General features: G+C 70.1%; 17 protein-coding genes and 4 tRNA genes. 9 read left to right on the top strand and 12 right to left on the bottom strand.

The features are described from left to right. The first annotated feature begins 104 nt into the window (after positions 1-104). Positions 105-770: an Asp23/Gls24 family envelope stress response protein gene (locus ABT061_RS37890; protein ID WP_350927249.1), complete on the top strand. Its 666-nt coding sequence runs from the start codon at positions 105-107 to the stop codon at positions 768-770. Positions 771-872: 102 nt separating this feature from the next. Here the strand turns inward: ABT061_RS37890 and thrS are convergent, their stop codons facing one another. Further along, on the bottom strand, positions 873-2,840 hold the full coding sequence (thrS, locus tag ABT061_RS37885) for a threonine--tRNA ligase (RefSeq protein ID WP_350927247.1): 1,968 nt from the start codon (positions 2,838-2,840) through the stop codon (positions 873-875). A 68-nt stretch (positions 2,841-2,908) separates the two neighbouring features. Beyond that, positions 2,909-3,514: a glycoside hydrolase family 25 protein gene (locus tag ABT061_RS37880; RefSeq protein WP_350927245.1), complete on the bottom strand. Its 606-nt coding sequence runs from the start codon at positions 3,512-3,514 to the stop codon at positions 2,909-2,911. Between the two features lie 93 nt (positions 3,515-3,607). Here ABT061_RS37880 and dapD point away from each other — a divergent pair, with 93 nt between their 5' ends. Then, positions 3,608-4,585 carry a 2,3,4,5-tetrahydropyridine-2,6-dicarboxylate N-succinyltransferase gene (gene dapD / locus ABT061_RS37875; RefSeq protein ID WP_350927243.1) on the top strand — a complete coding sequence of 326 codons (978 nt, stop codon included), beginning with the start codon at positions 3,608-3,610 and terminating at the stop codon, positions 4,583-4,585. 175 nt (positions 4,586-4,760) lie between these two features. Then, the gene (locus ABT061_RS37870) at positions 4,761-5,375 is read left to right on the top strand and encodes a phosphatase PAP2 family protein (protein WP_350927241.1); all 615 of its coding nucleotides are present in this window, start codon (positions 4,761-4,763) and stop codon (positions 5,373-5,375) included. A 25-nt stretch (positions 5,376-5,400) separates the two neighbouring features. Here the strand turns inward: ABT061_RS37870 and ABT061_RS37865 are convergent, their stop codons facing one another. From ABT061_RS37865 to ABT061_RS37845, 5 genes are all read right to left on the bottom strand, one after another. Next, positions 5,401-6,297, bottom strand: coding sequence for an LLM class F420-dependent oxidoreductase (locus ABT061_RS37865; RefSeq protein WP_350927239.1), 897 nt, complete (start codon positions 6,295-6,297; stop codon positions 5,401-5,403). A gap of 97 nt (positions 6,298-6,394) precedes the next feature. Next, positions 6,395-7,057 carry a potassium channel family protein gene (locus ABT061_RS37860; protein WP_350927237.1) on the bottom strand — a complete coding sequence of 221 codons (663 nt, stop codon included), beginning with the start codon at positions 7,055-7,057 and terminating at the stop codon, positions 6,395-6,397. A gap of 133 nt (positions 7,058-7,190) precedes the next feature. Continuing rightward, the gene (recQ, locus tag ABT061_RS37855; protein WP_350927235.1) at positions 7,191-9,089 is read right to left on the bottom strand and encodes a DNA helicase RecQ; all 1,899 of its coding nucleotides are present in this window, start codon (positions 9,087-9,089) and stop codon (positions 7,191-7,193) included. A gap of 132 nt (positions 9,090-9,221) precedes the next feature. Next, positions 9,222-12,821 carry a discoidin domain-containing protein gene (locus ABT061_RS37850; RefSeq protein ID WP_350927233.1) on the bottom strand — a complete coding sequence of 1,200 codons (3,600 nt, stop codon included), beginning with the start codon at positions 12,819-12,821 and terminating at the stop codon, positions 9,222-9,224. A 768-nt stretch (positions 12,822-13,589) separates the two neighbouring features. Further along, a tRNA-Val gene (locus ABT061_RS37845) sits at positions 13,590-13,661 on the bottom strand. 464 nt (positions 13,662-14,125) lie between these two features. Here ABT061_RS37845 and ABT061_RS37840 point away from each other — a divergent pair. Then, positions 14,126-14,542: an SsgA family sporulation/cell division regulator gene (locus tag ABT061_RS37840; RefSeq protein ID WP_350927231.1), complete on the top strand. Its 417-nt coding sequence runs from the start codon at positions 14,126-14,128 to the stop codon at positions 14,540-14,542. Between the two features lie 37 nt (positions 14,543-14,579). On the opposite strand, the gene ABT061_RS37835 is transcribed toward ABT061_RS37840, so the two are convergent. After that, on the bottom strand, positions 14,580-15,212 hold the full coding sequence (locus ABT061_RS37835) for a DUF305 domain-containing protein (protein WP_350927229.1): 633 nt from the start codon (positions 15,210-15,212) through the stop codon (positions 14,580-14,582). Between the two features lie 58 nt (positions 15,213-15,270). On the opposite strand from ABT061_RS37835, the gene ABT061_RS37830 reads away from it, so the two are divergent. After that, the gene (locus ABT061_RS37830; RefSeq protein ID WP_350927227.1) at positions 15,271-16,668 is read left to right on the top strand and encodes an LVIVD repeat-containing protein; all 1,398 of its coding nucleotides are present in this window, start codon (positions 15,271-15,273) and stop codon (positions 16,666-16,668) included. Positions 16,669-16,723: 55 nt separating this feature from the next. Here the strand turns inward: ABT061_RS37830 and ABT061_RS37825 are convergent, their stop codons facing one another. From ABT061_RS37825 to ABT061_RS37815, 3 genes are read right to left on the bottom strand one after another with little or no spacing between them, the layout of a single operon-like run. After that, positions 16,724-17,554, bottom strand: coding sequence for an aminotransferase class IV (locus tag ABT061_RS37825; protein ID WP_350927225.1), 831 nt, complete (start codon positions 17,552-17,554; stop codon positions 16,724-16,726). A gap of 17 nt (positions 17,555-17,571) precedes the next feature. Then, positions 17,572-18,570, bottom strand: coding sequence for a chorismate-binding protein (locus ABT061_RS37820; protein WP_350927223.1), 999 nt, complete (start codon positions 18,568-18,570; stop codon positions 17,572-17,574). A gap of 4 nt (positions 18,571-18,574) precedes the next feature. Further along, positions 18,575-19,462 carry a LysR family transcriptional regulator gene (locus ABT061_RS37815; RefSeq protein ID WP_350927221.1) on the bottom strand — a complete coding sequence of 296 codons (888 nt, stop codon included), beginning with the start codon at positions 19,460-19,462 and terminating at the stop codon, positions 18,575-18,577. Between the two features lie 74 nt (positions 19,463-19,536). Between ABT061_RS37815 and ABT061_RS37810 the strand changes: the two genes are divergently transcribed. After that, positions 19,537-20,793 carry an NAD(P)-binding domain-containing protein gene (locus tag ABT061_RS37810; RefSeq protein ID WP_350927219.1) on the top strand — a complete coding sequence of 419 codons (1,257 nt, stop codon included), beginning with the start codon at positions 19,537-19,539 and terminating at the stop codon, positions 20,791-20,793. Here ABT061_RS37810 and hutH read toward each other — a convergent pair. Beyond that, entirely contained in the window at positions 20,790-22,337 is a 1,548-nt protein-coding gene (gene hutH / locus ABT061_RS37805) for a histidine ammonia-lyase (RefSeq protein ID WP_350927217.1), read from the bottom strand. The genes ABT061_RS37810 and hutH overlap by 4 nt on opposite strands. Before the next feature lie 150 nt (positions 22,338-22,487). Between hutH and ABT061_RS37800 the strand changes: the two genes are divergently transcribed. The 3 genes from ABT061_RS37800 to ABT061_RS37790 all read left to right on the top strand — a co-directional run bounded on the left by ABT061_RS37800 (position 22,488) and on the right by ABT061_RS37790 (position 22,744). Next, positions 22,488-22,559, top strand: a tRNA-Gly gene (locus tag ABT061_RS37800). A gap of 25 nt (positions 22,560-22,584) precedes the next feature. Next, a tRNA-Cys gene (locus ABT061_RS37795) sits at positions 22,585-22,655 on the top strand. Positions 22,656-22,669: 14 nt separating this feature from the next. Next, positions 22,670-22,744, top strand: a tRNA-Val gene (locus ABT061_RS37790). The last annotated feature ends 216 nt before the right edge of the window (positions 22,745-22,960 follow it).

The raw sequence follows: 22,960 nt of genomic DNA, 5'->3' as shown, positions 1-22,960 counted from the left end.
CGGCCGGACGGGATCCCGATCTATATCTCACCGTATTAACGGACGAATGCCGCAAATTTCCGGCAGAATCCCCCAGCAAGACCACCGACAGCCGAGGAGTACCCATGACCGACGTCTCCGTCGAGGAGCCGACCGAGGAGACCGTGTCTCCCGCCGAGACCGGTGGCAGGCCCACCCGCCCGTTCTCCCTCAGCCTGTCCCTGTCCGCCGACACGGAGCCGCCGGCATCCTCCACGAGCGAGCCCGTCCTGGCGGTGGTCGAGACGATCATCCCGGCACCGGACGAGGTGCCCTCCCCTTCCCCCGCCGTGACGGCGACCGTGTCTCCCGTCTCTCCGCTGACTCCCCCGGCCCCGGTCACCCCGGTGTCCTCGGCCGTGGTGAAGGGCCGGATCAAGGTGGCGGACGAGGTGGTGGAGAAGGTCGCGGCCCTCGCCACCCTTGAGGTCACGGGCGTCGCCGAGTTGGGAGGCGAAACCGCCCACGCGGTGGAGCCGGTGCGTGAGCGGGCCGGCATCGGTGCCAGGCGCGGCCCCCGGGGCGTCAGCGCCCATGTGCAGGACCGTACGGCCGCGGTGGACGTGTCGATCGTGGCGGAGTACGGGCACGTGGTGATGGACGTGGCCAACGAGGTGAAGACCAACGTGGCCCGGACCATCAGCCGGATGCTCGGCATGCGGGTCGTCGAGGTCAACGTCGACGTGGAGGACGTCCGCCTGCCGGGCGAGATCCGGCCCGAGGCACCCGCCGAGCCCGCGAAGCACGACTAGGGACACCTGACGGGGCCTGGCCCCCATGTGGGGGCCAGGCCCCGTCAAAGGAACGGGTCCGGCCCCCCGAGGGGAAGCCGGACCCGGAGCCTCGGAGAAGGCTCAGACCTGGAGACGGCGCTCGATCGCGTCGACGATCTCGGTGATCGCCTCGTCGACCGGGACCCCGTTCTTCTGCTCGCCGTTGCGGAAGCGGAAGGAGACGGCGCCGTTGGCGATGTCGTCGTCGCCCGCCAGGAGCATGAAGGGCACCTTGGACTTCTGCGCGTTGCGGATCTTCTTCTGCATCCGGTCGTCGGAGGCGTCGACCTCGATCCTGATGCCCCGCTCGCGAGCCTTCTTGGCGACGTCCTGAAGGTAGGGCACGTGCGCCTCGGCGATCGGGATGCCGACCACCTGGACCGGCGCGAGCCAGGGGGGGAACGCGCCCGCGTAGTGCTCGACCAGGACGCCGAAGAAGCGCTCGATCGAGCCGAACAGCGCCCGGTGGATCTTGACGGGACGCTGCCGGGTGCCGTCCGCGGCCTGGTACTCGAGCTCGAAGAGCTCGGGCAGGTTGAAGTCCAGCTGGATGGTCGACATCTGCCAGGTGCGGCCGATGGCGTCGCGGGCCTGAACGGAGATCTTCGGACCGTAGAAGGCGGCGCCCCCGGGGTCGAGGACGAGCTCCAGCTTCTCGGACTCGGCGACCTCGCGCAGCGTCTCGGTCGCCTCCTCCCACACCTCGTCGGGGCCGACGAACTTCTCCGGGTCCTTGGTCGACAGCTCCAGGTAGAAGTCGTCGAGCCCGTAGTCGCGGAGCAGGTCGAGCACGAAGCGCAGCAGCGACTTGAGCTCGTCGCGCATCTGCTCGTGAGTGCAGTAGATGTGCGCGTCGTCCTGCGTCATGCCGCGCACGCGGGTCAGGCCGTGGATGACGCCGGACTTCTCGTAGCGGTAGACCGTGCCGAACTCGAACAGCCGCAGCGGCAGCTCCCGGTAGGAACGCCCGCGAGACCTGAAGATCAGGTTGTGCATCGGGCAGTTCATCGGCTTGAGGTAGTACTCCGCCCCCTCCAGCTCCATGGCCGGGAACATCCCGTCCTTGTACCAGTCGAGGTGGCCGGAGATCTCGTAGAGCTTGCTCTTGGTGATGTGCGGGGTGTTGACGAAGGAGTAGCCCGCCTCCTCGTGCCGCTTGCGTGAGTAGTCCTCCATGACGCGGCGGATCACGCCGCCCTTGGGGTGGAAGACCGGCAGGCCGGAGCCCAGCTCGTCGGGGAAGGAGAACAGGTCGAGCTCGGCGCCCAGCCTGCGGTGATCCCGCTTCTCGGCCTCCTCCAGCAGGTGGAGGTACTCGTCCTGCTTCTCGCGCGACTCCCAGGCGGTGCCGTAGATCCGCTGGAGCTGCGGGTTCTTCTCGCTGCCCCGCCAGTAGGCGCCGCCGGTGCGCATCAGCTTGAACGCCGGGATGGACCGGGTGGTCGGCACGTGGGGGCCGCGGCACAGGTCCTTCCAGCACAGCTCGCCGGTCTTGGGGTCGAGGTTGTCGTAGATGGTGAGCTCGGCACCGCCCACCTCGACGCTCTCCTCGTCGGCGGCCCCGCCCTTGAGGCCGATCAGCTCCAGCTTGTACGGCTCGGCGGCGAGTTCCTCGGCCGCCTGGTCGTCGGAGACGGGCCTGCGGGAGAAGAGCTGGCCCTGCTTGACGATCTCGCGCATGCGCTTCTCGATGCGCTTGAGGTCGTCGGGGGTGAAGGGGTTCTTGACGTCGAAGTCGTAGTAGAAACCGTTCTCGACCGGCGGGCCGATGCCCAGCCTGGCCTCGGGGAAGATCTCCTGAACGGCCTGGGCCATGACGTGCGCGGTGGAGTGGCGGACGATGGCGCGCCCGTCGGGGCTGGCCGCCTCGACCGGCTCGATCACGTCGCCCTCGGCCACCGGGGCCGCGAGGTCCTTCAGCTCGCCGCCCACGCGGGCGGCGACCACGGAGCGGCCGTCCGCCTCCAGCGCCTCCCCGTACGTCGTGCCTCCCGCCACCACACGCGCGGCTCCGGCGAGGGTGATACGAAGTTCTGGCACGGCCGACACGGTTGCTCCCTGGGAGACGTCGATGGATGGTCTGAAATCGATGCTACCGGTGTCGGCGACGCGATTTCTCAGGCGTCGCGGCTCCGGCGGTAGCCCAGCGAGGTCAGCTCGGCCCGGGTCCCGCGAAAGACGTTGCGATCCAGCGGCTTGTGCGAGTGCTGGTGAATGGTCCACCTCCGCCACGGACTGGGCACCTGCGGCCTGCCCCGGGGCGCGTCGGGCGCGGCGATCCACAGCGGGTAGGTCTCCAGCCCGGCGCAGTTGCCGCTCTGCGCGAACGCCTGGAACGTGTAGACCACCGGCTTCACCCCGGCCAGCGCGATGATCGCCTGACACCAGCTGCGGGCGAACCGCGCCACCCTGGCTGCGGGCAGGTGGTCGTTGGTCTCCAGGTCGAGGGCGAGCAGATCGCCCCTGCGCAGCCCTCCGGCCCGCTGCACGATCTTCAGGAAGTGCACCGCCTGCACCTCGGGGTCGCCCGCGGGGCGGGCGAAGTGATAGGCGCCGCAGACGATCCAGCTCTCGCGCATGCCGTTCCAGTTGGTGCCGAACCACTTGTCGGTGAAGGTGCTCCCCTCGCTCGCCTTGGCGAAGGCGAAGGAGACCCCGCCCTTCGCCTGCGCGCCCCAGTTGACGGCGCCCTGCCAGTTCGACACGTCGATCCCCCGCAGCATGGCGGCCACGCTAACCGGTGGGCACCGCGGGCACACGCCCGACGCTCCCTCGGCATACTGCCGTTGCGACCGCTTTGGCTAGGCTTGGTCGGTGTGAACGCAGCAGCTCAGATCTCCGGCGCGTACGCGACCGGCATCGCGACCATAACTTCCGGCGGGACCGTGCTCGACACGTGGTTCCCGTCCCCGCAGCTGGGCGAGCCCTCCGCTCCGGGCACCAGGCGGCTGAGCGCGCAGGAGGCCGCCCAGGAGCTCGGCTCCGAGGTCGCCGCGCTGCTCGGCGTGGACGAGGACCGCGGCGTGGAGGTGGTCGCGGTGCGGACTCAGATCACCAAGCTGTCAGAGGCCCCGGCCGACACCTACGACGTCTACCTGCGCCTGCACCTGCTGTCGGCACGCCTCGTCCAGCCGCACGGCCTGAACCTGGACGGGGTATTCGGCCTGCTCGCCAACGTGGTGTGGACCAACCACGGCCCGTGCGCCGTCGAGGGCTTCGAGCGGGTACGGCTCCGCCTGCGCGCCCGCGGCCAGGTGACCGTCTACGGCGTGGACAAGTTCCCCAGGATGGTCGACTACGTGGTGCCCGGCGGCGTCCGGATCGCCGAGGCCGACCGGGTCCGTCTCGGCGCGCACCTGGCGAGCGGCACGACCGTGATGCACGAGGGTTTCGTCAACTTCAACGCCGGGACGCTCGGCGGCTCCATGGTCGAGGGCCGTATCTCGGCGGGCGTCGTCGTGGGCGACGGCTCCGACGTCGGCGGCGGCGCCTCGATCATGGGCACCCTGTCCGGCGGCGGCAAGCAGGTCATCTCCATCGGGCAGCGCTGCCTGCTGGGCGCCAACAGCGGCATCGGCATCTCCCTCGGTGACGACTGCGTCGTGGAGGCGGGCCTCTACGTCACCGCCGGGACCAAGGTGGCCCTGCCCGAGGGGCAGGTGGTCAAGGCGGCCGAGCTCTCCGGCGCCTCCGGCCTGCTGTTCCGCCGCAACTCCACCTCGGGAGCCGTCGAGGTCGTGCCCCGCCAGGGGACGGGCGTGGAGCTCAACAGCATCCTGCACGCCAACGACTGATCACCGGCACGCCGCCGCGCTCGCGGGGGCGTGCCGGAGGCCGTGGGGCCCGCGGATGCTCGTCCCCGGGTCTCCCGGCTGGCAGGGTGGCCTTCACGGACCTCACCCCGATGCGGGCGCCTCCGGCCTCCTGCCCGGATCTCGGGGCCGAGGGTCTGGCGCTGGAAGGATGCAGATGACCGGTCAGGAGATGGCGGACGACGGGAGCGGCGCGACGGCGGCGGCCCGGTGGGTGACGGGGCTGTTCGCGCCGCAGGTGCTGGTCATCGGGCTGCCCCCGGTCGTCGGCCTGGTGGCCGACGGGTGGCGGGGCGGGGCATGGGGCCTGGTGGCCTCGGCCCTGTGCGGCGGCATTCCCGCCCTGGTGATCCTGGCCGGGGTCCGTTCCGGACGCCTGGACTCCCACCATCTGGTCGACCGGGCGAGCCGGACCAGGCCGTTGCTGGTGGCGGTCGCGGCGGTGGTCGTCGCGCTGGTGCTGCTGATCTCCCTCGGCGCGCCGCGTCTGCTGGTGGCCACGGTCACCGCGATGCTGGCCGCGCTCGCGGTGACGGTCCCGATCACTCTCAAGTGGAAGATCTCCTTCCACGCGGCCGTGTCCGCGGGCACCGTGGTGGTGCTGGCCCACGTGCTGCCCGCGGCGCCCACCCTGGTCGTGGGCGCGCTGGTGGTGGCGACGGTGTGCTGGGCGCGGGTCCGGCTCAGCCACCACACCCCCGCCCAGGTCGCCGCCGGTGCCGTGACCGGTGCCGGCACGGCCTGGGCGGCCCTGAGCGCCTTCGGCGTCTGAGCGGGGCGGGTGCGGGGGCGACGCGTCAGAGAAGGCTCTTGAGGAACTCCCTCGTCCGGGTGCCGGGAGAGTACTCGGCGGCGACGAAGTCGGTGACCCCCGCCTTGGCGAGCGCCTCGATCCGCGCCGACACCTCGTCCTCGTCTCCGACGATCGCCACGTCGGCTGGGCCCGCGGCCCCCTCCCGATCCAGCATCGCCCGGTAGGACGGCAGCTGGCCGTAGATCTCGAACCGCTCCGCGGCCAGCGCCCTGGCCGCCTCGGCGTCGTCGGTGACGCAGATGGGCAGCGCGCACACGATCCTCGGCTCGGGGCGCCCCGCGGCCCGCGCGGCCTCGGTGACGGCGGGCGCCACATGCTCGGCCACGGTCCTGGGACCGGTCATCCACAGCACGGTGCCGTCGGCCATCTCCCCGGCCAGCCTAAGCATCCTGGGGGCCAGCGCGGCGATGAGCACGGGCATGTCCCTCGGTCCCGGTGTGCTCAGCCCGAGCTGTCCGGTGAGGGTCTCCCCCTGGAAGGACGCGTTCTCCCCGCGTACCAGCGGCATCAGGATCGACAGGTACTCGCGCATGTGCCGGGCGGGCCGCTCGAAGCCGATGCCGTACATGCTCTCGATCACCAGCTGGTGCGAGAGCCCGATGCCGAGCGTGAGCCGCCCGTCGAGGGCGGCGTTGACCGTGAGCGCCTGCTGGGCGAGGGCCGCCGGGTGGCGCGGGTAGGTCGGGACGACGGCGGTGCCGAGTTCGATCCCGGGCACCTGGTTTCCGGCCACGGCGAGCGCGGTCAGCGCGTCGAGGCCGAAGACGTGGGACATCCAGGCGGAGGAGAAGCCGTCGTCGGCCGCGCGGGCGATGCGCTCCCGCAGCTTGCCGAGCACGTCCGGCTCTTTGGGTTCGTTGAGCAACAGTCCGAATCGCATCGCTACCGAACTCCGTTCTAGTGGTTCCGCCCAGTGTAGATCGACGACGGCGACCACACACGGATGTACCGGCACGCGGACCACGTGGCGGGGGCGGTCACGGGAGTTCGGTGAACCGCTCCACCTGCTCTATCTTGCCCGCGATGACGATCACGTCGCCGTAGCTCAGCACCGTTCCGGAGTCGGCGTAGGTGAACTCGTCGTACTGGCCCTTGACGCAGACCACCGTCACGCCGTACTTGCGCCGCAGGTTGGACTCGCCCAGGGGCACGCCGACGTACTCGCGGGGCGGCCGGGTCTTGACCACCGCGTAGTCGCCGTCCACCTCCATGTAGTCGAGCATCCGCCCGTTGAGCAGGTGGGCCAGCCGCTCCCCCATGTCGTGCTCGGGGAGGATCACGTGGTGGGCGCCGACCCGCTCCAGGATGCGGCCGTGCTCGCGGCTGATCGCCTTGGCCCAGACGTCCTCGATCTCCAGTTCGACGAGCAGGGAGGTGGTGAGGATGCTGGACTCCAGGTCGGTGCCGATGGCGACCACCGCCCGGTAGAAGTCGGGCACTCCGATCTGGCGCAGCGCCTCGATGTCCGTGGAGTCGGCGACGACGACATGGGTGAGCTTCCCCGCCAGGCTCTGCACCACCTTGGGGCGGCTGTCGATGGCCAGCACCTCGGTTCCCCGCCGGGAGAGCTCGAGTGCGAGGGAACCGCCGAAGCGGCCGAGCCCGACGACCACCACGGGGTCGTTCCTTCTGTCAGGCACCGATCGTCCTCTTTCGGGAGTCCGCAGCCGCGGGGGGCCGTCAACGCGAGGAGCCCGGAGGTGGACGACAGCCTCCAGGCCCCTACCTGCATGCCATTGGGGCGCTGAGGCCCGGATTCTGCCCGATTCTACCTCAGGGGAAGGCCAGGAGACCTTCCTCGCTTCCCGTGGAATCGGGGCCGGAGCCGGTGCCGGCGAGGGTGTCGAGGACCTGCTGGCCGTACTTGGCCAGCTTGTTCTCCCCGACCCCGCTCACCGCGCCCAGCTCGGCCAGGGACGAGGGGGACCGGGTCGCGATCTCGCGCAGGGTCGCGTCGTGGAAGATCACGTACGCGGGCACCCCCTGCTCCTTCGCGGTGGCTCCGCGCCAGGCGCGGAGCAGCTCGAACACCGGCACCGCCTCCTCGGGCAGCTCGACGGGCTCGGCCCGGCGCGAGGAGGAGGTCTTCGCGGCCTTGGCGGGCCGGGCCGCCATCGTAGGCTCGCGCCGCAGCGGGACCTGGCGCCGGCGCCCCAGCACCTCCGCGCTCGCCTCGGTCAGCACCAGCGTGCCGTAGTCCCCCTCGACGGCCAGCAGCCCCTGCGCCAGCAGCTGGCGCACCACGCCACGCCACTCGGCCTCGCCCAGCTCCGTGCCGATGCCGAACACCGTCAGGCCGTCGTGGTCGTGCTGGATGACCTTGGCCGTCTTCTTCCCGAGCAGGATGTCGATGATCTGGCCCGCGCCGAACTTCTGGCGGCGCTCGCGCATCAGCCGGAACACCGTCGACAGGACCTTCTGCGCGGCGACCGTGCCGTCCCAGGACTCGGGCGGCGACAGGCAGGTGTCACAGTTACCGCAGGCGGCGGCCTGCTGGCCGAAGTAGGCGAGCAGCAGCACGCGGCGGCACTCGACCGCCTCGCACAGGGCGAGCATGGCGTCCAGGTGGGTGGCCAGGCGGCGACGGTGGGCGTCGTCACCCTCCGAGGTGTCGATCATCTTGCGCTGCTGCACGACGTCCTGGAGGCCGTAGGCGAGCCAGGCGGTGGAGGGCAGGCCGTCGCGCCCCGCCCTGCCGGTCTCCTGGTAGTAACCCTCGATGGACTTGGGCAGGTCGAGGTGGGCGACGAACCGCACGTCGGGCTTGTCGATGCCCATGCCGAACGCGATCGTGGCGACCATGACGAGGCCGTCCTCGCGCAGGAAGCGTGCCTGGTTGGCGGCGCGGGTACGGGCGTCGAGGCCCGCGTGGTAGGGCAGCGCCTGGATACCGTTCTCCACCAGGAACTCGGCGATCTTCTCGACCGAGTTGCGCGACAGGCAGTAGACGATGCCCGCGTCCCCGGCGTGCTCGGTGCGGAGCAGGTCGAGCAGCTGCCGCTTCGGCTCGTTCTTGGGAGCGATGCGGTACTGGATGTTGGGCCGGTCGAAGCTCGCCACGAAGTGGCGGGCCCCCTCCAGGCTGAGCCTGGAGGCGATCTCGGCGTGGGTGGCCCTGGTGGCCGTGGCGGTCAGCGCGACGCGCGGCACGTCGGGCCAGCGCTCGTGCAGCGCGGACAGGGCGAGGTAGTCGGGCCGGAAGTCGTGCCCCCACTGGGCCACGCAGTGCGCCTCGTCGATGGCGAACAGCGAGATCGTCCCGCTGTCGAGCAGGCGCAGCGTCGCGTCGACCCGCAGCCGCTCCGGCGCCAGGTAGAGCAGGTCCAGCTCACCGGAGAGGAAGGCCGACTCGACCTGGCGGCGCTCCTCGAACTCCTGGGTGGAGTTGAGGAACCCGGCCCGCACGCCGAGCGCCGTCAGGGCGTCGACCTGGTCCTGCATGAGCGCGATGAGCGGCGAGATCACCACCCCCGTGCCCTTCCGCACGAGCGCGGGGATCTGGTAGCACAGCGACTTACCGCCCCCCGTCGGCATGAGCACCAGGGCGTCGCCGCCGGCCACCACGTGATCGATGATCTCCTGCTGGCCCTCCCGGAACGAGTCGTAGCCGAAGACGCGCTGCAGGACCCGCGACGCGTCGCTCACCTCGGGGTCGTTCTCGGGGAAGGACATCGGGTCATTGTACGAGGCACCCCCGACAGCCGGGGGCGAACCGGCCACAGGGCCGGAGGACGGCGAAGGTGCCGCCGGGAGGGGCGTCCCTCCCGGCGGCACCGGCGCTGCCTTCCCGCTCCTGCTACGGGTTTACGGGTTGACGTTGATCGTGAAGGTCGACGTCGTGTTCTTGATGTTCTGGAAGTTGTTGCTCATCTGGAGGTTGTTGAACGTGGCCGAGCCGACCGCCGGGCCCTGGCCGGGCTCGGGCATCTCGTTGGCCCAGATGGCCCAGCCGGACTTGGCGTCGAAGGCGTCGCCGCTCTTCTTGGCGCCCGTGATCGAGACGTTCGTGAACACGGTGTCCTTGACCGGGAACTGCGGCTGGCCCCCGACGTAGTTCGTCTGGAACATGATGCCGCCGTAGGTCGGGTCCACGATGTCCACGTCGCTGACGCGGATGCCCTGGAAGACCTTGGAGGCGGAGAAGACCCAGATCGCCGGGAAGACCTGCTGTCCCCAGAAGTGACCGCCGGCGCGGACGATCGAGATGTTCTCGAACCGGGTGGGCGGGCTGGCGCCGAAGCCGTTCATCGGGTAACCGAAGTCCAGCGAGCTGATCGTGATGCCGGAGTAGACCAGCGTGTCGGCGATGTAGATGTTCCTGAAGACGTTGTCGTACCCGCCGTAGACCGCGACGCCGGCCGCCCGCCAGGTCAGGATGGACGTCAGGTTCTCGTAGACGTTGCCCTTCATGTCGGCGCCGCCGGCGTCGATGGCCGAGAAGAGCGCGAAGCTGTCGTCACCGGTGGCGCGGGCCTCGTTGTTGCTGACGAGGTTGTCGGTGCTGCCGTTGGTCATGTTGATGCCGTCGGCGAACATGTTGCGGATGCGGGAGTTCTTGATCGTCACGCGGTCGGTGTTGGCGCCCCAGTAGAGGCAGACCATGTGCTCGTTCCAGATGTTGTCGATCACCACGTCCGCGACGTTGGCGAAGTCGAACACCTTGCCCGGGCCGTCGATGCGCGAGGTGTAGTTGCCGAAGTAGGCGAAGTTGGCGAAGGACGAGCCGTTCGCGGTCCCCTCGGCGCGGAACCCGATGTCGGTGTTGTCCTGGTTCGACGGCGCACGGAACTGGGTGTACCAGGGGCCGGCGCCGACCACCTTGACCGCCTTGCCGTAGACCTGGAACTTGCTCGCCGTCTGGTAGGTGCCCGGCGGCAGGTAGACGCCGACGAGGGTGCCGGTGTTGTCCATCCGCACCTTGTCGAGCGCGTTCTGCACGTCCTGGTGGGTGAATCCGGCCGGAACCGTGTATTTGGCGGGGTCGGGGTTGGCGATCGGCGACACCTGTTCGGTGTTGATGAAGTCGATCGCGTACGTCGTGGTGTTGGCGGGGTCCTTCTGCAGCTTGATCTTGCTGCCGGCCGGGACGGTGGTCCCGAGCATCATGCTGGCCTCGTCGTAGATGTGACGCGGCGTGCCGGCACCCGGCGAGTTGCCCGGGCTCGCCTCAGCGCCGTACAGCCAGGCGTACTTGGACGTCAGGTTGATGGCCTTGAGGAAGGTGCCGTCGACGTAGACGTTGAGCGTCGAGTCGATGCCGCCGCCGCCCGCCGAGTCGGGGATGGAGAAGCGGGTGACGAGGGTGTTGGTGCTGGCCTTGGTGGTGAACTCGACGTAGCTGCCCGTCGTGTTCAGCGTCACCGCCCTGCGGCCGGACGCCTCACCCGCCAGGGTGCCGATGTCGCGGCTCGGGCCGACCACGGCCGCCCCGCCGCCGACGACGGCGTCCTCGGCCTCGTACATGTCGTACGGCATGTTGGCGCCGCGGCCGACGAAGAACGGCTGGGTGACGGTGTTGTTGGCCCGCTTGACCGGCAGTTCGTTGGCGTCGTCGGCGAGGACCGTCTTGACGGTGAACTTACCGTTGGCCGCCGTCCAGGTGCCCAGGTTCACCGGGCCGGTGGTGGCGCCCGCGGCGATCACACCGGTGTGCGAGCCGGTCAGCGTGCGGACCACGGTCCCCGCCTCGTTGGCGACGGTCAGCGTGATGCCGTGGGCGCCGCCCGCGGAGGCCACGGTGCCCTGGTTCTTGATCGCCACGGAGAAGGTGACGAGGTTGCCGTTCGCCGGGTTGCTCGGGGTCCAGCTGGTCGTCGCGACCAGGTCGGAGGTGTCGACGGGCCTGACCACGAGCGGGGAGGCGCTGGAGAAGTCGTTGTTCGACTCGTTCTGCTCGATGACGCTGTTGGCCTCGTCGACCTTGGCGCTCAGCGGGTAGCTGCCGGCGTCGCGGGTACCGATGCCGGCCGAGACGGTGGCGGAGGCCCCCGCGGCCAGCGCGGCGACCGGGGCGGTGCCGACCTTGGTGGTGCCCAGGTAGAAGTTGACGTCCGTCGCGCCGGCGGCCGCGTTGCCGTTGTTCTTGACCGTGGCCGACAGCGTGATCGCGTCGGTCTCGATCGGGGAGGCGGGGGACGCCGTCAGGCCGGTGATCGTCAGGTCCGGGTTCGGCGCCGGGGTGCCGATGACCTGGAACTCGGCGACCTGACCGGCGGGGGCGCCGGTGTTGGAAGTGATCCTGAGCTGGACGTCGGCGTAGGAGCCGCTGACCGGGATCGTCACCGTGTTGCCGGAGGCGGGGTTGAAGGTGTAGTTCGCCGCCGCCGCCAGGCTGGTGAAGGAGGTCGAGCTCTGCTCACGCCCGAGAACCTGGATGTTCTGGGTACGCGTCGCCCAGACGTTGTCGGGGTTCAGCTTCAGCACGACCGAGTTGAGGGTGGCGTTCGCGCCCAGGCTGACGGTCAGCGTGTTGGGGTAGCTGCCGCCGTTGCCCTCCCAGTAGGTCGCCGTGTTGTTGTCGTTGGCGTTGGCGGCCACGAAGGTGAAGACCGAGGAGGAGGCGGTGATCGCCTTGCCGAGAGCCAGGTTGGAGCCCGGTGGCGTGCTACCCGTGCGGGTGACGGTGTTGCTGTTGCCGGACTGGTTGCCCGCGGCGTCCTTGGCCTTGACGTAGTAGGACACCGTCGCGGTGGCCGGCTGGGTGTCGGTGTAGGTCAGCACGTTGCCCGCCACGCTGGCGCGCAGGACGTTGTTGGCGTAGATGTCGTACCCGGTCACGCCCACGTTGTCGGACGAGGCGCCCCAGGTCAGCCTGATCTGGCCGGAGCCGGGCTCGGTGTAGGCCAGGTTCGACGGCGTGGTCGGCGGCGACGTGTCACCGCCGGAGCCGGTGGGGCCGTACACCTCGAACTCGGAGACCTGGCCGGCCGGCCAGCCCGTGTTGGCGGTGATGTTCAGCCGGAGGTAGCGGGCGGTGGTCGCGGCGAAGTTGATCGTCACCGTGTTGCCGGTCGCCGGATTGAAGGTGTAGCCGGCCGAGCCGACGATGGTGGCGGTGGGCGAGGCAGTCGTGCCCGCCAGCACCGACAGGGTCTGCGTCCTGGTGGCCCAGGCCGCCGCCGGGGGCAGCTTCAGGACGATCTGGTCCACGTTGGTGACGGCTCCGAGGTCCACCTGGAGCCACTGCGGGAAGGTGTTGTTGCTGCTCTCCCAGTAGGTGTTGGCATCACCGTCGGTGACATTGGCCGGGCCGTAGGGGGCGGTGGTGCTGCTTGACGAGGCCGCCTTGCCCACCGCGAGGTTGGGGCCGGCCGCCGCGGCGGGTGAGACCGCCCCGGCCAGGACGAGCAGACTGGTCGCGGCCATCGCCGCCACCAGTTTTAACGCCCGATACTGCTTTCTCATCGCGTTCCTCTATCTCTCGGCTGGAACGACAGGGTCGGGTGGGAGGCCGGGGCCTCCGCCGTGCAGCGCGAGACGCGCGCGGGCGCCTCGCTCACGAGACGCGGACTCGGAGTCGTGACATCCGGCGGGCGGGCCGACCGGTGTGACCTGCGATGGGGTCGGTCCGCGAAACTCGTCTCGTTCGTCGCTGGGGGGTGCTGGTCGCCGGGTGCGCCCATGCGACGCCGAGAACGACGTCACCTGGGAGCTCTTCCGGAGGGATACGACGGATGTGTGGCGCGGCACATCACTGCCGGAAGTTGCGGAGAAGAGAGAAAATTTAACAGGACTTTGCAATATTCTTGCATTGCGTTGGCCAAAGGTTACATACGTGCTACGGCCGCGTCAACGGGTCGAGAAGGACGGCTTGCTTCGCCTTGCAGCCCCGAGTGCGATCCCTTGCCTCCGGGCCCGCAGGCCCCCTCAAGCCGGTGCGAGGCAACGTCCACGGGCCTCGGCGCCGGGAGAAGCCGGCGCCGCGAAACCGGGCGGCGAGCTTGGCGTGGAAGACACATCGGGCAGGCGCGGCAGGGAAGGCGGAGCCGCCCCCAGGACCGGGTTCCGATGCGTGGATGCCGGACGTGGCCCGCCCTGCCGGAAACCCGTCTCATCCGGCGAGCGGAGCCGGGAACTCGCCCGGGGCGCCCGGCCGTCCGGAAGATCGCGGAACAACGAAAGAGCCCGGCGGTTGATGTCAACCGCCGGGCTCTGACCTGCGTCTTGCTAGTGTGGGCGATACTGGGATCGAACCAGTGACCTCTTCGGTGTGAACGAAGCGCTCTCCCGCTGAGCTAATCGCCCGCCCTGTCCGGCCCCTCGCGGTGCCGACGTGGAAAACCATACAGCAATCCGGGAGTGCCCGCGAAGCGGTGTCCGCCACTAAATTTGATCTTGAGAGATGACGCACTCGGGAGGCAAAGCTCTGAGGATGCATCCGACGGGGGGCTACGGTGTCATAGCATCATCCTGATCCATAGAAGCACCGAACGACCCGGGCTCGACCCGAATCACCCGAGACGCCCCGCCAGGGAGTCGACGGTGACCAAAACGAGACGCAAAACCCTTGCAAATACGGCCCTGTTGGTGATGTTTAGCCCGGTAGATGCCCAAATGTCGCGCTGTGATGTGCGTTACAGAAGGGCGTAGAGGCGGAATCTTTCCTACAGGTTTCTTTGTTCCGCGTGATGGCTCATGCGGAGCGAAGCCCGCTTGAAAGCAGTGAAAGCCCCGAAGAGGGGACCGACGACGAAAAGGTTTGGCTGACGATGAACAGCGCCACCGTCTCTGCCGAGCTAGGCCTTCGGCTTGTGGTCCCCGACCGTACCACCGTCCCCCTGCTTGCCGGACTCAGCTACACGGCCGATGATCCTTACGCGATCAGAATGGCCTTCCACGTGGGGAACGACGAGCCGGTCGAGTGGATCTTCGCCCGCGAGTTGCTGACCGTCGGCATCGTGCGGCGGGTGGGCGACGGCGACGTGCAGGTGTGGCCGGCGCGTGCCGACGGCGAGCGCACGCTGCACATCAGCCTCACCTCGCCGTTCGGACAGGCGCTGTTCGAGGTGCCGCTGACTCCGCTCACGGAGTTCCTGCACCGGACGTACGAGCTGGTGCCCGCGGGTCGCGAGACCGACTTCATGGATCTGGACGCCGAGCTCAGCAACATGCTCTGGAGCTCCTGACCCGGCTCTCACCGCGCCCCTCGACGGGACCGCCGGCCTACGCCGCGGGCTTGAGCAGGCGCCGCATCCGGGCGATCTCGATGCCCTGGCCCGAGACGACGTCCTTGGCGACGGCCAGCATGGCCCGGTCGGCGCCCTCGCGGAGCTGGAGCCCGGCCATCGTGACCGCCGCCTCGTGGTGAGTGATCATGAGGGTCAGGAAGAGCGTGTCGAAGGCCGTTCCCCTGGCCCCCCTGAGCCGGTTCATCTCCTCCAGCGTGACAGCATGCTCGTCATGCCCCTCGTGCCCCTGCGGCGCCCGGCCGATCGCCTCCAGCCATGACGTCATGGCCGCGATCTCCGGCCGCTGCGCCGCGGTGATCCGCTCGGCGAGTTTCCGCAGGACCGGCGAGGACGACCTGGCCGGGACCAGCTCCGCCATCTCCAGTGCCTGCCGGTGATGCGGGATCATGCCCTCGGCGAACCTCACGTCGGCCGCCGTGACCCTGGCCTCGGACTCCCCGAGTTTCTCGCCCGGCCGCGCCGTACGGCCCGCCTCGCCGGGGCCGCCCGGGATTATCACCGGCGCACCGGTCTCCGCGACGAGCGGTGCCGATTCTCGCTGTGCCGCCTCTGTGCATCCGCCAAGGACCGCTGTCGCCATGATCACCGCGATAACCTGACTCGGCATACGAATCCTCCGCATAGCTTCAATAATGGGGCAAGTGGACCGACGTAATGGGGGCACCGTGCGATCGACCATGGCGTTCGGCCTGGCCGCGCTACTTCTTGTGGCCGGATGCGGGGCGGATCCAACGCCCCAGGCCCCACCACCCGCGGCCGCCTCGGAGAAGAGCACGAGCGCCACTGAGAAACCGGTGGAATCCCCCTCCCCCGGGATCTCCGGGGACGGCACCCACAGCGACAACGTCACGCACCTGGCCAACGTGCCGCTCGGCGCCCCGCTCGACGGGCCCCAGGCCTGGGGCACCGACCTGGCCTTCCAGGGCGACTACGCGTTCGTCGGCAACTTCGACGGCTTCAGCGTCTTCGACATCTCCGATCCCTCCCACCCCTCGGTGGTCAGCCGGGTGCTCTGCCCCGGCGAGCAGAACGACGTCTCGGTGAGCGGGAACCTGCTGTTCCTGTCGATCGACTCCGCCCGGGTCGGCCCGGAGTGCGACGCCCAGCGCGGCGAGCCGGAGTCGGACGGCTGGGAGGGCATCCGGATCTTCGACATCGCGGACAAGTCCCACCCCAGGTTCGTCTCGGCGGTCCGCACCGACTGCGGCTCGCACACCCACACCCTCGTCCCCGGCAACGACGCGGGCCGCGTCTACCTCTACATCTCCTCCCCGGGCCCCGAGCCGCAGTCGACGACCTGCCCGGCGCCGCACAACAAGATCTCCGTGGTCGAGGTACCCGTCGAGGCCCCCGAGACCGCCAAGGTGATCTCGCAACCGGTGCTCTCCGACAAGCCCGGCGAGGGCGGCCTCGGCGGCTGCCACGACATCACGGCCTACCCCGAGAAGAACCTGGCCGCCGCGGCCTGCTTCGGCGACGGAGTCCTGCTGGACATCACCGACCGGGCCAACCCCAAGGTGCTCCAGCACGTGAGCGACCGGGAGAACTTCGCCATCTGGCACTCGGCGACGTTCAACAACGACGCCACCAAGATCGTCTTCGGGGACGAGCTGGGCGGCGGCGTGAGCGCGACCTGCGACTCCGGCACCCCGAAGACCAAGGGCGCCAGCGCCGTGTACGACCTCGGCAAGGACCGCAGGCTCACGCTCCGCGGCTACTTCAAGATCCCGAGGGAACAGACGTCCGACGAGAACTGCGTCGCGCACAACGGGTCGCTGCTACCCGTGCCGGGAAAGGACATCATGGTCCAGGCGTGGTACCAGGGCGGGGTGTCCGTCTGGGACTTCACCGACTCGGCCAGCCCCCGGGAGATCGGCTTCTTCGAGCGGGGCCCGGTTTCGGGAGTCGGCGGCTCGTGGTCGGCGTACTACTACAACGGCCACATCTACTCCAGTGACATCACCAGGGGCCTGGACGTGCTCCGCATCGACGACCCGCTGACCGATCCGGCGGCCAAGGTCAGGCTCAAGGAGCTGAACGCGCAGACCCAGGTGTCCTACTAGCCGACCGGCCTTCCGGCGGGGGATGTGCCCTCGCCGGAACCGGAGACCCGGAACCTCAGGGGTCGAGGTCGGCGGCGGAGCGCTCGGCGAAGACCTGCATGGCCTTGGCGGTGATCGGGCCGGGTGCGGCGGGCAGCACGGTCTGGTCGACCGCGCGGATCGGCTGGATGTCACGGGTGGTGGAGGTCAGGAACGCCTCTTCCGCCTCGTACAGGGCCGAGAGCGGGACGTCCTCCTCGGCTCCCCCGCACCACTCCAGCGCGAGCGCGCGGGTGACCCCGGCCAGGCAGCCCGAGGCGAGCGTGGGGGTGACCAGCCGGCCGTCACGCACGATGAAGACGTTGCTGCCGGTGCCCTCGCAGAGGTCGCCCGCGAGGTTCTCGAAGATCGCCTCGCCGCCGCCGGCGGCCTTGGCGTAGAACAGCGCCCTGGCGTTGTCACCGTAGGAGGTGCTCTTCACCCCGGCGAGTGCGCCGCGCTCGTTGCGCGGCCAGGGCACGACCGTGACGTCGGCGGTGGCCGGGAACGGCTTCTGCTCGTCGACGATCACCACGGTCGTGCAGCCCGCCTCGCCCCGGTCCGAGCCGAGCGGCCCCGGGCCGCTGGTGTAGGTGACCCGGACGCGGCCGAGCCGCCACGGCGGGGCCTCGGCCAGGCAGGCACGGATCCCGTCGGCGATCGCGTCGGTGTCGGGGTCGGGCAGTTCCATGCGCCGCGCCGAGAGCGTGAGCCGGTCAAGGTGGCGGGTAAGCGCGAACGTGGTGCCGTTCACGCACTTGATGGTCTCGAACACCCCGTCCCCGACCATCAAACCATGATCGAAAACTGAAACGGTGGCCTGATCCGGAGAGACGAGTGCCCCGTTGAGCCATATAGGTACCTTCATGCGACTCCTTCTGAACCTTATGTTGATGCCAGAGCGACGAGCCGGGAGGCCTTCAACTCGGTCTCGTCCCATTCGCGGCGCGGGTCGCTCCCCCAGGTTATGCCCGCGCCCGTGCCGAAACGGATCTCGCCGGACGACAGCCAGAACGTGCGGATCCCCACGGCCAGCGACGCCCGCCGCCGGCCGGCGTCGACCCAGCCCACGGTCCCACAGTACGGCCCGCGCGGCTCGGGTTCGAGCTCATCGATGATACGCAGGGCGGAAGATTTCGGGGCCCCCGTCACCGACCCCGGCGGGAAGGTCGCGCCGAACAGCTCGGGCCACCCGCACCCCGGCGCGAGCCGCGCCCTGACCGTGGAGACCAGGTGCACGAGACCGGGATGCTCCTCCACCTCACACAGGGCGGGCACGCTCACCGAGCCGACCTCGGCGACCCTGCCCAGGTCGTTGCGGACGAGATCGACGATCATCACGTTCTCCGCGTAGTCCTTCTCCTGCAGGTCCTCCTCGGTGACTCCGGTCCCCTTGATCGGTCTGGACTCGACCACGTCGCCGTCCCTGGACAGGTAGAGCTCGGGAGAGGCCGACACGACGCTCAGTCCCGGCAGGCTCACCGTCGCGGCGTAGGGGGCGGGGTTGCCCTCCGCCAGCCGTACGGCCAGTGCCAGCGGGTCCGGTTCCTCTCCCGCGGGCAGCGGCGCGTTCAGCACCCGGCACAGATTGGCCTGGTAGACCTCGCCACGCTCGATGTACGAGCGGATGCGCCGCACGCCGTCCTCGTACGCGGCCCGGTCCAGGGAACTGCGCCACGACGACGGGTGCGGCCCGCGCCAGGGACCGCGCGGCACGGGCAGCGGGGCCTGACGGACGTCGTCGAACCTGGCACACGTCACCTTGCCCTCGTAGTCGACCACGACGGCCCACCATCCCTCGCCGTCCAAGGCGGTCAGGTCGGTGGTGATGTCTCGGAGCCCCGTGGCCAGATATCCGGTGACATGCGCAAAAGAGTCATGCACTTCCCTATTGTCTCGCCTGTACGGCCAGCAGGCGCACCAGGGTGCGGGCCGCGGGCAGCGGGACGGGCGGCAGGGCCGCGTAAACGGTCCTGCGGGGGGCGAGCTCGCCGAGAGAGCGGAGCACCAGATCGGGCGGTACGGCGTGCGCGGCGATGGCGGGCACCAGCGTGATGCCGAGCCCGGCCGCGACGAACCCGAACTTGCCCGTCCACTCGCTGATCCTGACCGAGGCGCGGGGGGTGAACCCGGCCCTGGCACAGGCCGCGGCGAGGGCGGTGGCCCGGCCCGGCGGAGGCGCCTCGATCCAGGTCTCCTCCCGCAGCTCGCGCAGGTCGACGACCTCCTCCCCGGCCAGCCGGTGGTCACGGCGGAGCGCGACGAACAGCTCGTCGTCGGCCAGCTCGACCATCTCCACCTCCTCCTCGCGGGGCAGCTCGGAGGGGTAGTCACTGACCACCGCGACGTCCAGGCCGCCTTCTCGCATGCGGCGCAGCAGGCTCCGGCTGGGCCCCTCGATCGGGACGAGTTCGACCTCGGGGAACTCCTCGCGGAACTCGCGCAGGGCACCCGGCACGAGCACGACGTTGGCGGTGGCGAACGCGCCCACCCGCAGCCGCCCCCGGTAGCCGCCGTGGATGCCGGCCAGCTCCTCCTCCGCCCTGGTCAGCCGGTTCAGCACGACCTGGGCGTGGTGGTGCAGCGCCTCACCGGCGGGCGTCAGCCGCACACCGCGCGGCAGCCGCTCGAACAACGGGCCGCCCGCGCGGTGTTCGAGCGCGGCGATGCGCCGGGAGACCGCCGACTGGGTGTAGCTGAGCCTGGCGGCCGCCGCGGTGAAAGAACCGGTGCGGGCCACGGTGTCCAGCAGGCGGAGCCCTTCGATGTCGAACACATTCCTCCTCTGCATGGCTTACATGCAATCTAGTCGCTGGTGGAATGCCTCGCCGGTTCCCTACCGTGAGGCGCATGATTTCCTTTCTTGGTCTGGGGCGCATGGGCACCCCGATGGCCCGGCGGCTCGTGGCGGCCGGGTACGAGGTGACGGTGTGGAACCGCACCCCCCGCGCGATCGAGGGAGCCACCGTGGCGACCTCGCCGGCGAGGGCCGTGGCGGGCGCGGAACTGGTGATCACGATGCTCGGTGACCCGGCGGCGGTGCGGCGGGTGCTCTCGGACGCGGCGCCGGGGCTGCGGGCGGGCAGCGTGGTCGCGGAAATGTCCACGATCGGGCCCGAGGCGGTGGCCGGGCTCCGCGACCTGCTTCCCCGCGGGGTGGGGCTGGTCGACGCACCGGTCCTGGGCAGCGTGGGACCCGCCGGGGACGGCACGCTGACGGTGCTGGCCGGCGGGCTCCCCGAGGACCTGGCCCGCTGCCGGAAGGCGCTGGAGGTGTTCGGCCTGGTACGCGAGGTCGGCGGCCCGGGTGCGGGCGCGGCGATGAAGCTGGCCGTGATGAGCGCGCTGGTGCCCGCCCAGGTGCTGCTCGCCGAGACCGTCGCCTGCGCGGAGGCGACCGGGGTGGACATCGGGACGCTGCTGGACGTGCTCGGCGGCACACCGCTGGGAGCGCTCACCGAACGGGTCCGCCCGGCCGTCGAGAACGGCCCGGACGAGACGCGCTACGCCCTCGGCCTGGCCGCCAAGGACATGGCACTGGCCGCGCACGGGACCCGGACCCTCGCCGCCGCGGCCGGGAAGCGGCTGGCCGGCGCGACGGCGGCCGGGCTGGGCGACGCGGACCTGACGGCGATCTTCGCGCACCTCACCGTGACCGGCCCCGCGGGGGCGGCCCGGGACACGGAGCGGAGCGACCAGCGGGGCCGTACAGGCGTGGAGAGGATAAACCCGGCCACGGTCCCCGCCACCAACGGGCACTACTCGCACGCCACCAGGGCGGGGAACCTGCTGTTCGTCTCCGGGCAGGTGGCCCTGGACGGGGAGGGGAAGGTGGTCGGCGAGGGGGACATGACGCGCCAGTCCGAGTACGTGATGGACCAGCTGTCACGCGTCCTCGCCGATCAGGGCTGCACGTTCGACGACGTGACCCACATCCGGACCTTTCTCATCGACATGTCGCTGCTGCCGGAGTACGGGGCCGTGCGCGGGCGCCACATCACCGGCGCGCCCCCGGCCAGCACGACGGTGGAGGTGTCGCGGCTGTTCTCGCCGGGGCTGCTCATCGAGGTGGAGGTGATCGCCGCCGTCCCGGCGGGACGGTATTAGGCCAGGGGGCCGGTGACCGTCTCGGCGGCGGCGACGACCGCGTTGCCCGCGACGAGCCCGACCACCGCCTCGATCTCCGGTGCGAGGAAGCGGTCGGGTCCCGGGCCGGGGACGGCCTGGCGCAGGGCGGCCACCACGGCTCCGGTCGCCGGGGCGGGACGCAGCGGGGCGCGCAGGTCCAGGGCCCGCGCGGCGGTGAGGATCTCCACCGCGAGCACCCGGGTGAGGCCGTCCACCGAGCGGCGCAGCTTGCGCGCGGCCGACCAGCCCATGGAGACGTGGTCCTCCTGCATGGCGGAGCTCGGGATCGAGTCGACGCTCGCGGGCACGGCCAGGCGCTTGAGCTCGGAGACCACCGCCGCCTGGGTGTACTGGGCGATCATGTGGCCGGAGTCGACACCGGGATCGTCGGCGAGGAAGGCCGGTAGGCCGTGGCTGCGTGCCACGTCCAGCATGCGGTCGGTGCGGCGTTCGGAGATGCTCGCCATGTCCGCGACCGCGATGGCGAGGAAGTCGAGCACGTAGCCGACGGGGGCGCCGTGGAAGTTGCCGTTGGACTCCACCCGGCCGTCGGCCAGGACCACCGGGTTGTCGATCGCCGAGGCGAGCTCCCGTCCGGCGACCGAGGCGGCGTGCGCCAGGGTGTCACGGGCGGCGCCGGCGACCTGCGGGGCGCACCGCAGGGAGTAGGCGTCCTGGACGCGGGTACAGGTGCCGTCCCGGTGGGAGTCCATGATCTGCGAGTCCGCGAGCAGCGCCCTGAGGTTGGCGGCGCTGGCCGCCTGCCCGGGGTGCGGGCGCAGGGCCTGCAGGTCGGCGGCGAAGACGCGGTCGGTGCCCAGCAGCGCCTCCACGCTCATGGCCGCGCCGATGTCGGCGGTCCTGAACAGGCGGGCGAGGTCGTCCATGGCCAGGATGAGCATGCCGAGCATGCCGTCGGTGCCGTTGATGAGCGCGAGCCCCTCCTTGGCCACCAGTTCGACGGGCTCGATGCCCGCCTGCTTGAGCGCCTCCGCGGCGTCGGCCCGCTCTCCGGCGGCGTCCCGGACGACGCCCTCACCCATGATCGTGAGGGCCACGTGGGAGAGCGGCGCGAGGTCGCCGGAGCAGCCGAGGCTGCCGTACTCGTGCACGACGGGGGTGATCCGCGCGTTGAGCAGGCTCTCCAGCACCTTGGCCGTCTTCGGGCGTACGCCGGTGTGGCCGGTGGCCAGGGTGTGCAGGCGCAGCAGCATCATCGCGCGGGTCACCTCGACCTCGACCTCGGGGCCGGACCCGGCGGCGTGCGAGCGGACGAGGGATCGCTGCAGCTGTGCGCGGAGCGCCGGGTCGATGTGCCGGGTGGCCAGGGCGCCGAACCCGGTCGAGACGCCGTAGGCGGGGGTGGGGCTCTCGGCCAGCTCGTCCACGCGCGTGCGGGCCGCGGCCATGGCCGCCACGGCATCGTCGGTGAGGCGCACGGGGGCACCGTGCCTGGCGACCTCGACGACCTGCTCGAAGCTCAGCGGCTCCGGTCCGACGTTCACGACCTCGTTGTCGCGCATGCTGTCACTCTCTCGCGTAGGTTGAACTTGGTAACTGGTGAACCCGTTACTGGCTCCTTACATCTCACGATACCGGTACCGCTCGGTTTGGGGAGTGGCCGGGTATTCGCTAGAGTTCTCGCAGTGAGTCCGGGCAGGCCCCGGAGGCACGCGGAAGTGGCTCAGTGGTAGAGCATCACCTTGCCAAGGTGAGGGTCGCGGGTTCGAATCCCGTCTTCCGCTCGGAAGGGACTCCGGTCCCCCACTCGGTGGAGTGGCCGAGAGGCGAGGCAACGGCCTGCAAAGCCGTGTACACGGGTTCAAATCCCGTCTCCACCTCTGGTTCGCAGCGAGGACGATTAGCTCAGCGGGAGAGCGCTTCCCTGACACGGAAGAGGTCACAGGTTCAATCCCTGTATCGTCCACCACCGCCCATGGCAGCCATGGGCAGATCACCGCAGACGGCCGTCAAGATCCCGATTCAGGGGCCTTGGCGGCCTTCCGGCTTCTCCGGGTGATGATGGAGGCGATCCAGCCCATGTTTCCCGGGCGTTGACGAAGGTGCCGCCCAGATTGGGTTGATACCCGGTCACCTCGTTGCATGGGGCAGCGGCTTGATCCTGAGAGGCCGCACACATAGCGGT

It is taken from the genome of Streptosporangium sp. NPDC002544, from assembly GCF_040295965.1.
GTDB lineage: Bacteria > Actinomycetota > Actinomycetes > Streptosporangiales > Streptosporangiaceae > Streptosporangium.
This window is presented reverse-complemented; position numbering and strand designations above follow the sequence as displayed.

Coding starts and splice junctions, on each gene's coding strand:
- ABT061_RS37890 (WP_350927249.1), top strand. CDS start 105: ATGACCGACGTCTCCGTCGAGGAGCCGACCGAGGAGACCGTGTCTCCC.
- ABT061_RS37880 (WP_350927245.1), bottom strand. CDS start 3,514: ATGCTGCGGGGGATCGACGTGTCGAACTGGCAGGGCGCCGTCAACTGG.
- ABT061_RS37870 (WP_350927241.1), top strand. CDS start 4,761: ATGACCGGTCAGGAGATGGCGGACGACGGGAGCGGCGCGACGGCGGCG.
- ABT061_RS37865 (WP_350927239.1), bottom strand. CDS start 6,297: ATGCGATTCGGACTGTTGCTCAACGAACCCAAAGAGCCGGACGTGCTC.
- recQ (WP_350927235.1), bottom strand. CDS start 9,089: ATGTCCTTCCCCGAGAACGACCCCGAGGTGAGCGACGCGTCGCGGGTC.
- ABT061_RS37850 (WP_350927233.1), bottom strand. CDS start 12,821: ATGAGAAAGCAGTATCGGGCGTTAAAACTGGTGGCGGCGATGGCCGCG.
- ABT061_RS37840 (WP_350927231.1), top strand. CDS start 14,126: ATGAACAGCGCCACCGTCTCTGCCGAGCTAGGCCTTCGGCTTGTGGTC.
- ABT061_RS37835 (WP_350927229.1), bottom strand. CDS start 15,212: ATGCCGAGTCAGGTTATCGCGGTGATCATGGCGACAGCGGTCCTTGGC.
- ABT061_RS37825 (WP_350927225.1), bottom strand. CDS start 17,554: ATGAAGGTACCTATATGGCTCAACGGGGCACTCGTCTCTCCGGATCAG.
- ABT061_RS37810 (WP_350927219.1), top strand. CDS start 19,537: ATGATTTCCTTTCTTGGTCTGGGGCGCATGGGCACCCCGATGGCCCGG.
- hutH (WP_350927217.1), bottom strand. CDS start 22,337: ATGCGCGACAACGAGGTCGTGAACGTCGGACCGGAGCCGCTGAGCTTC.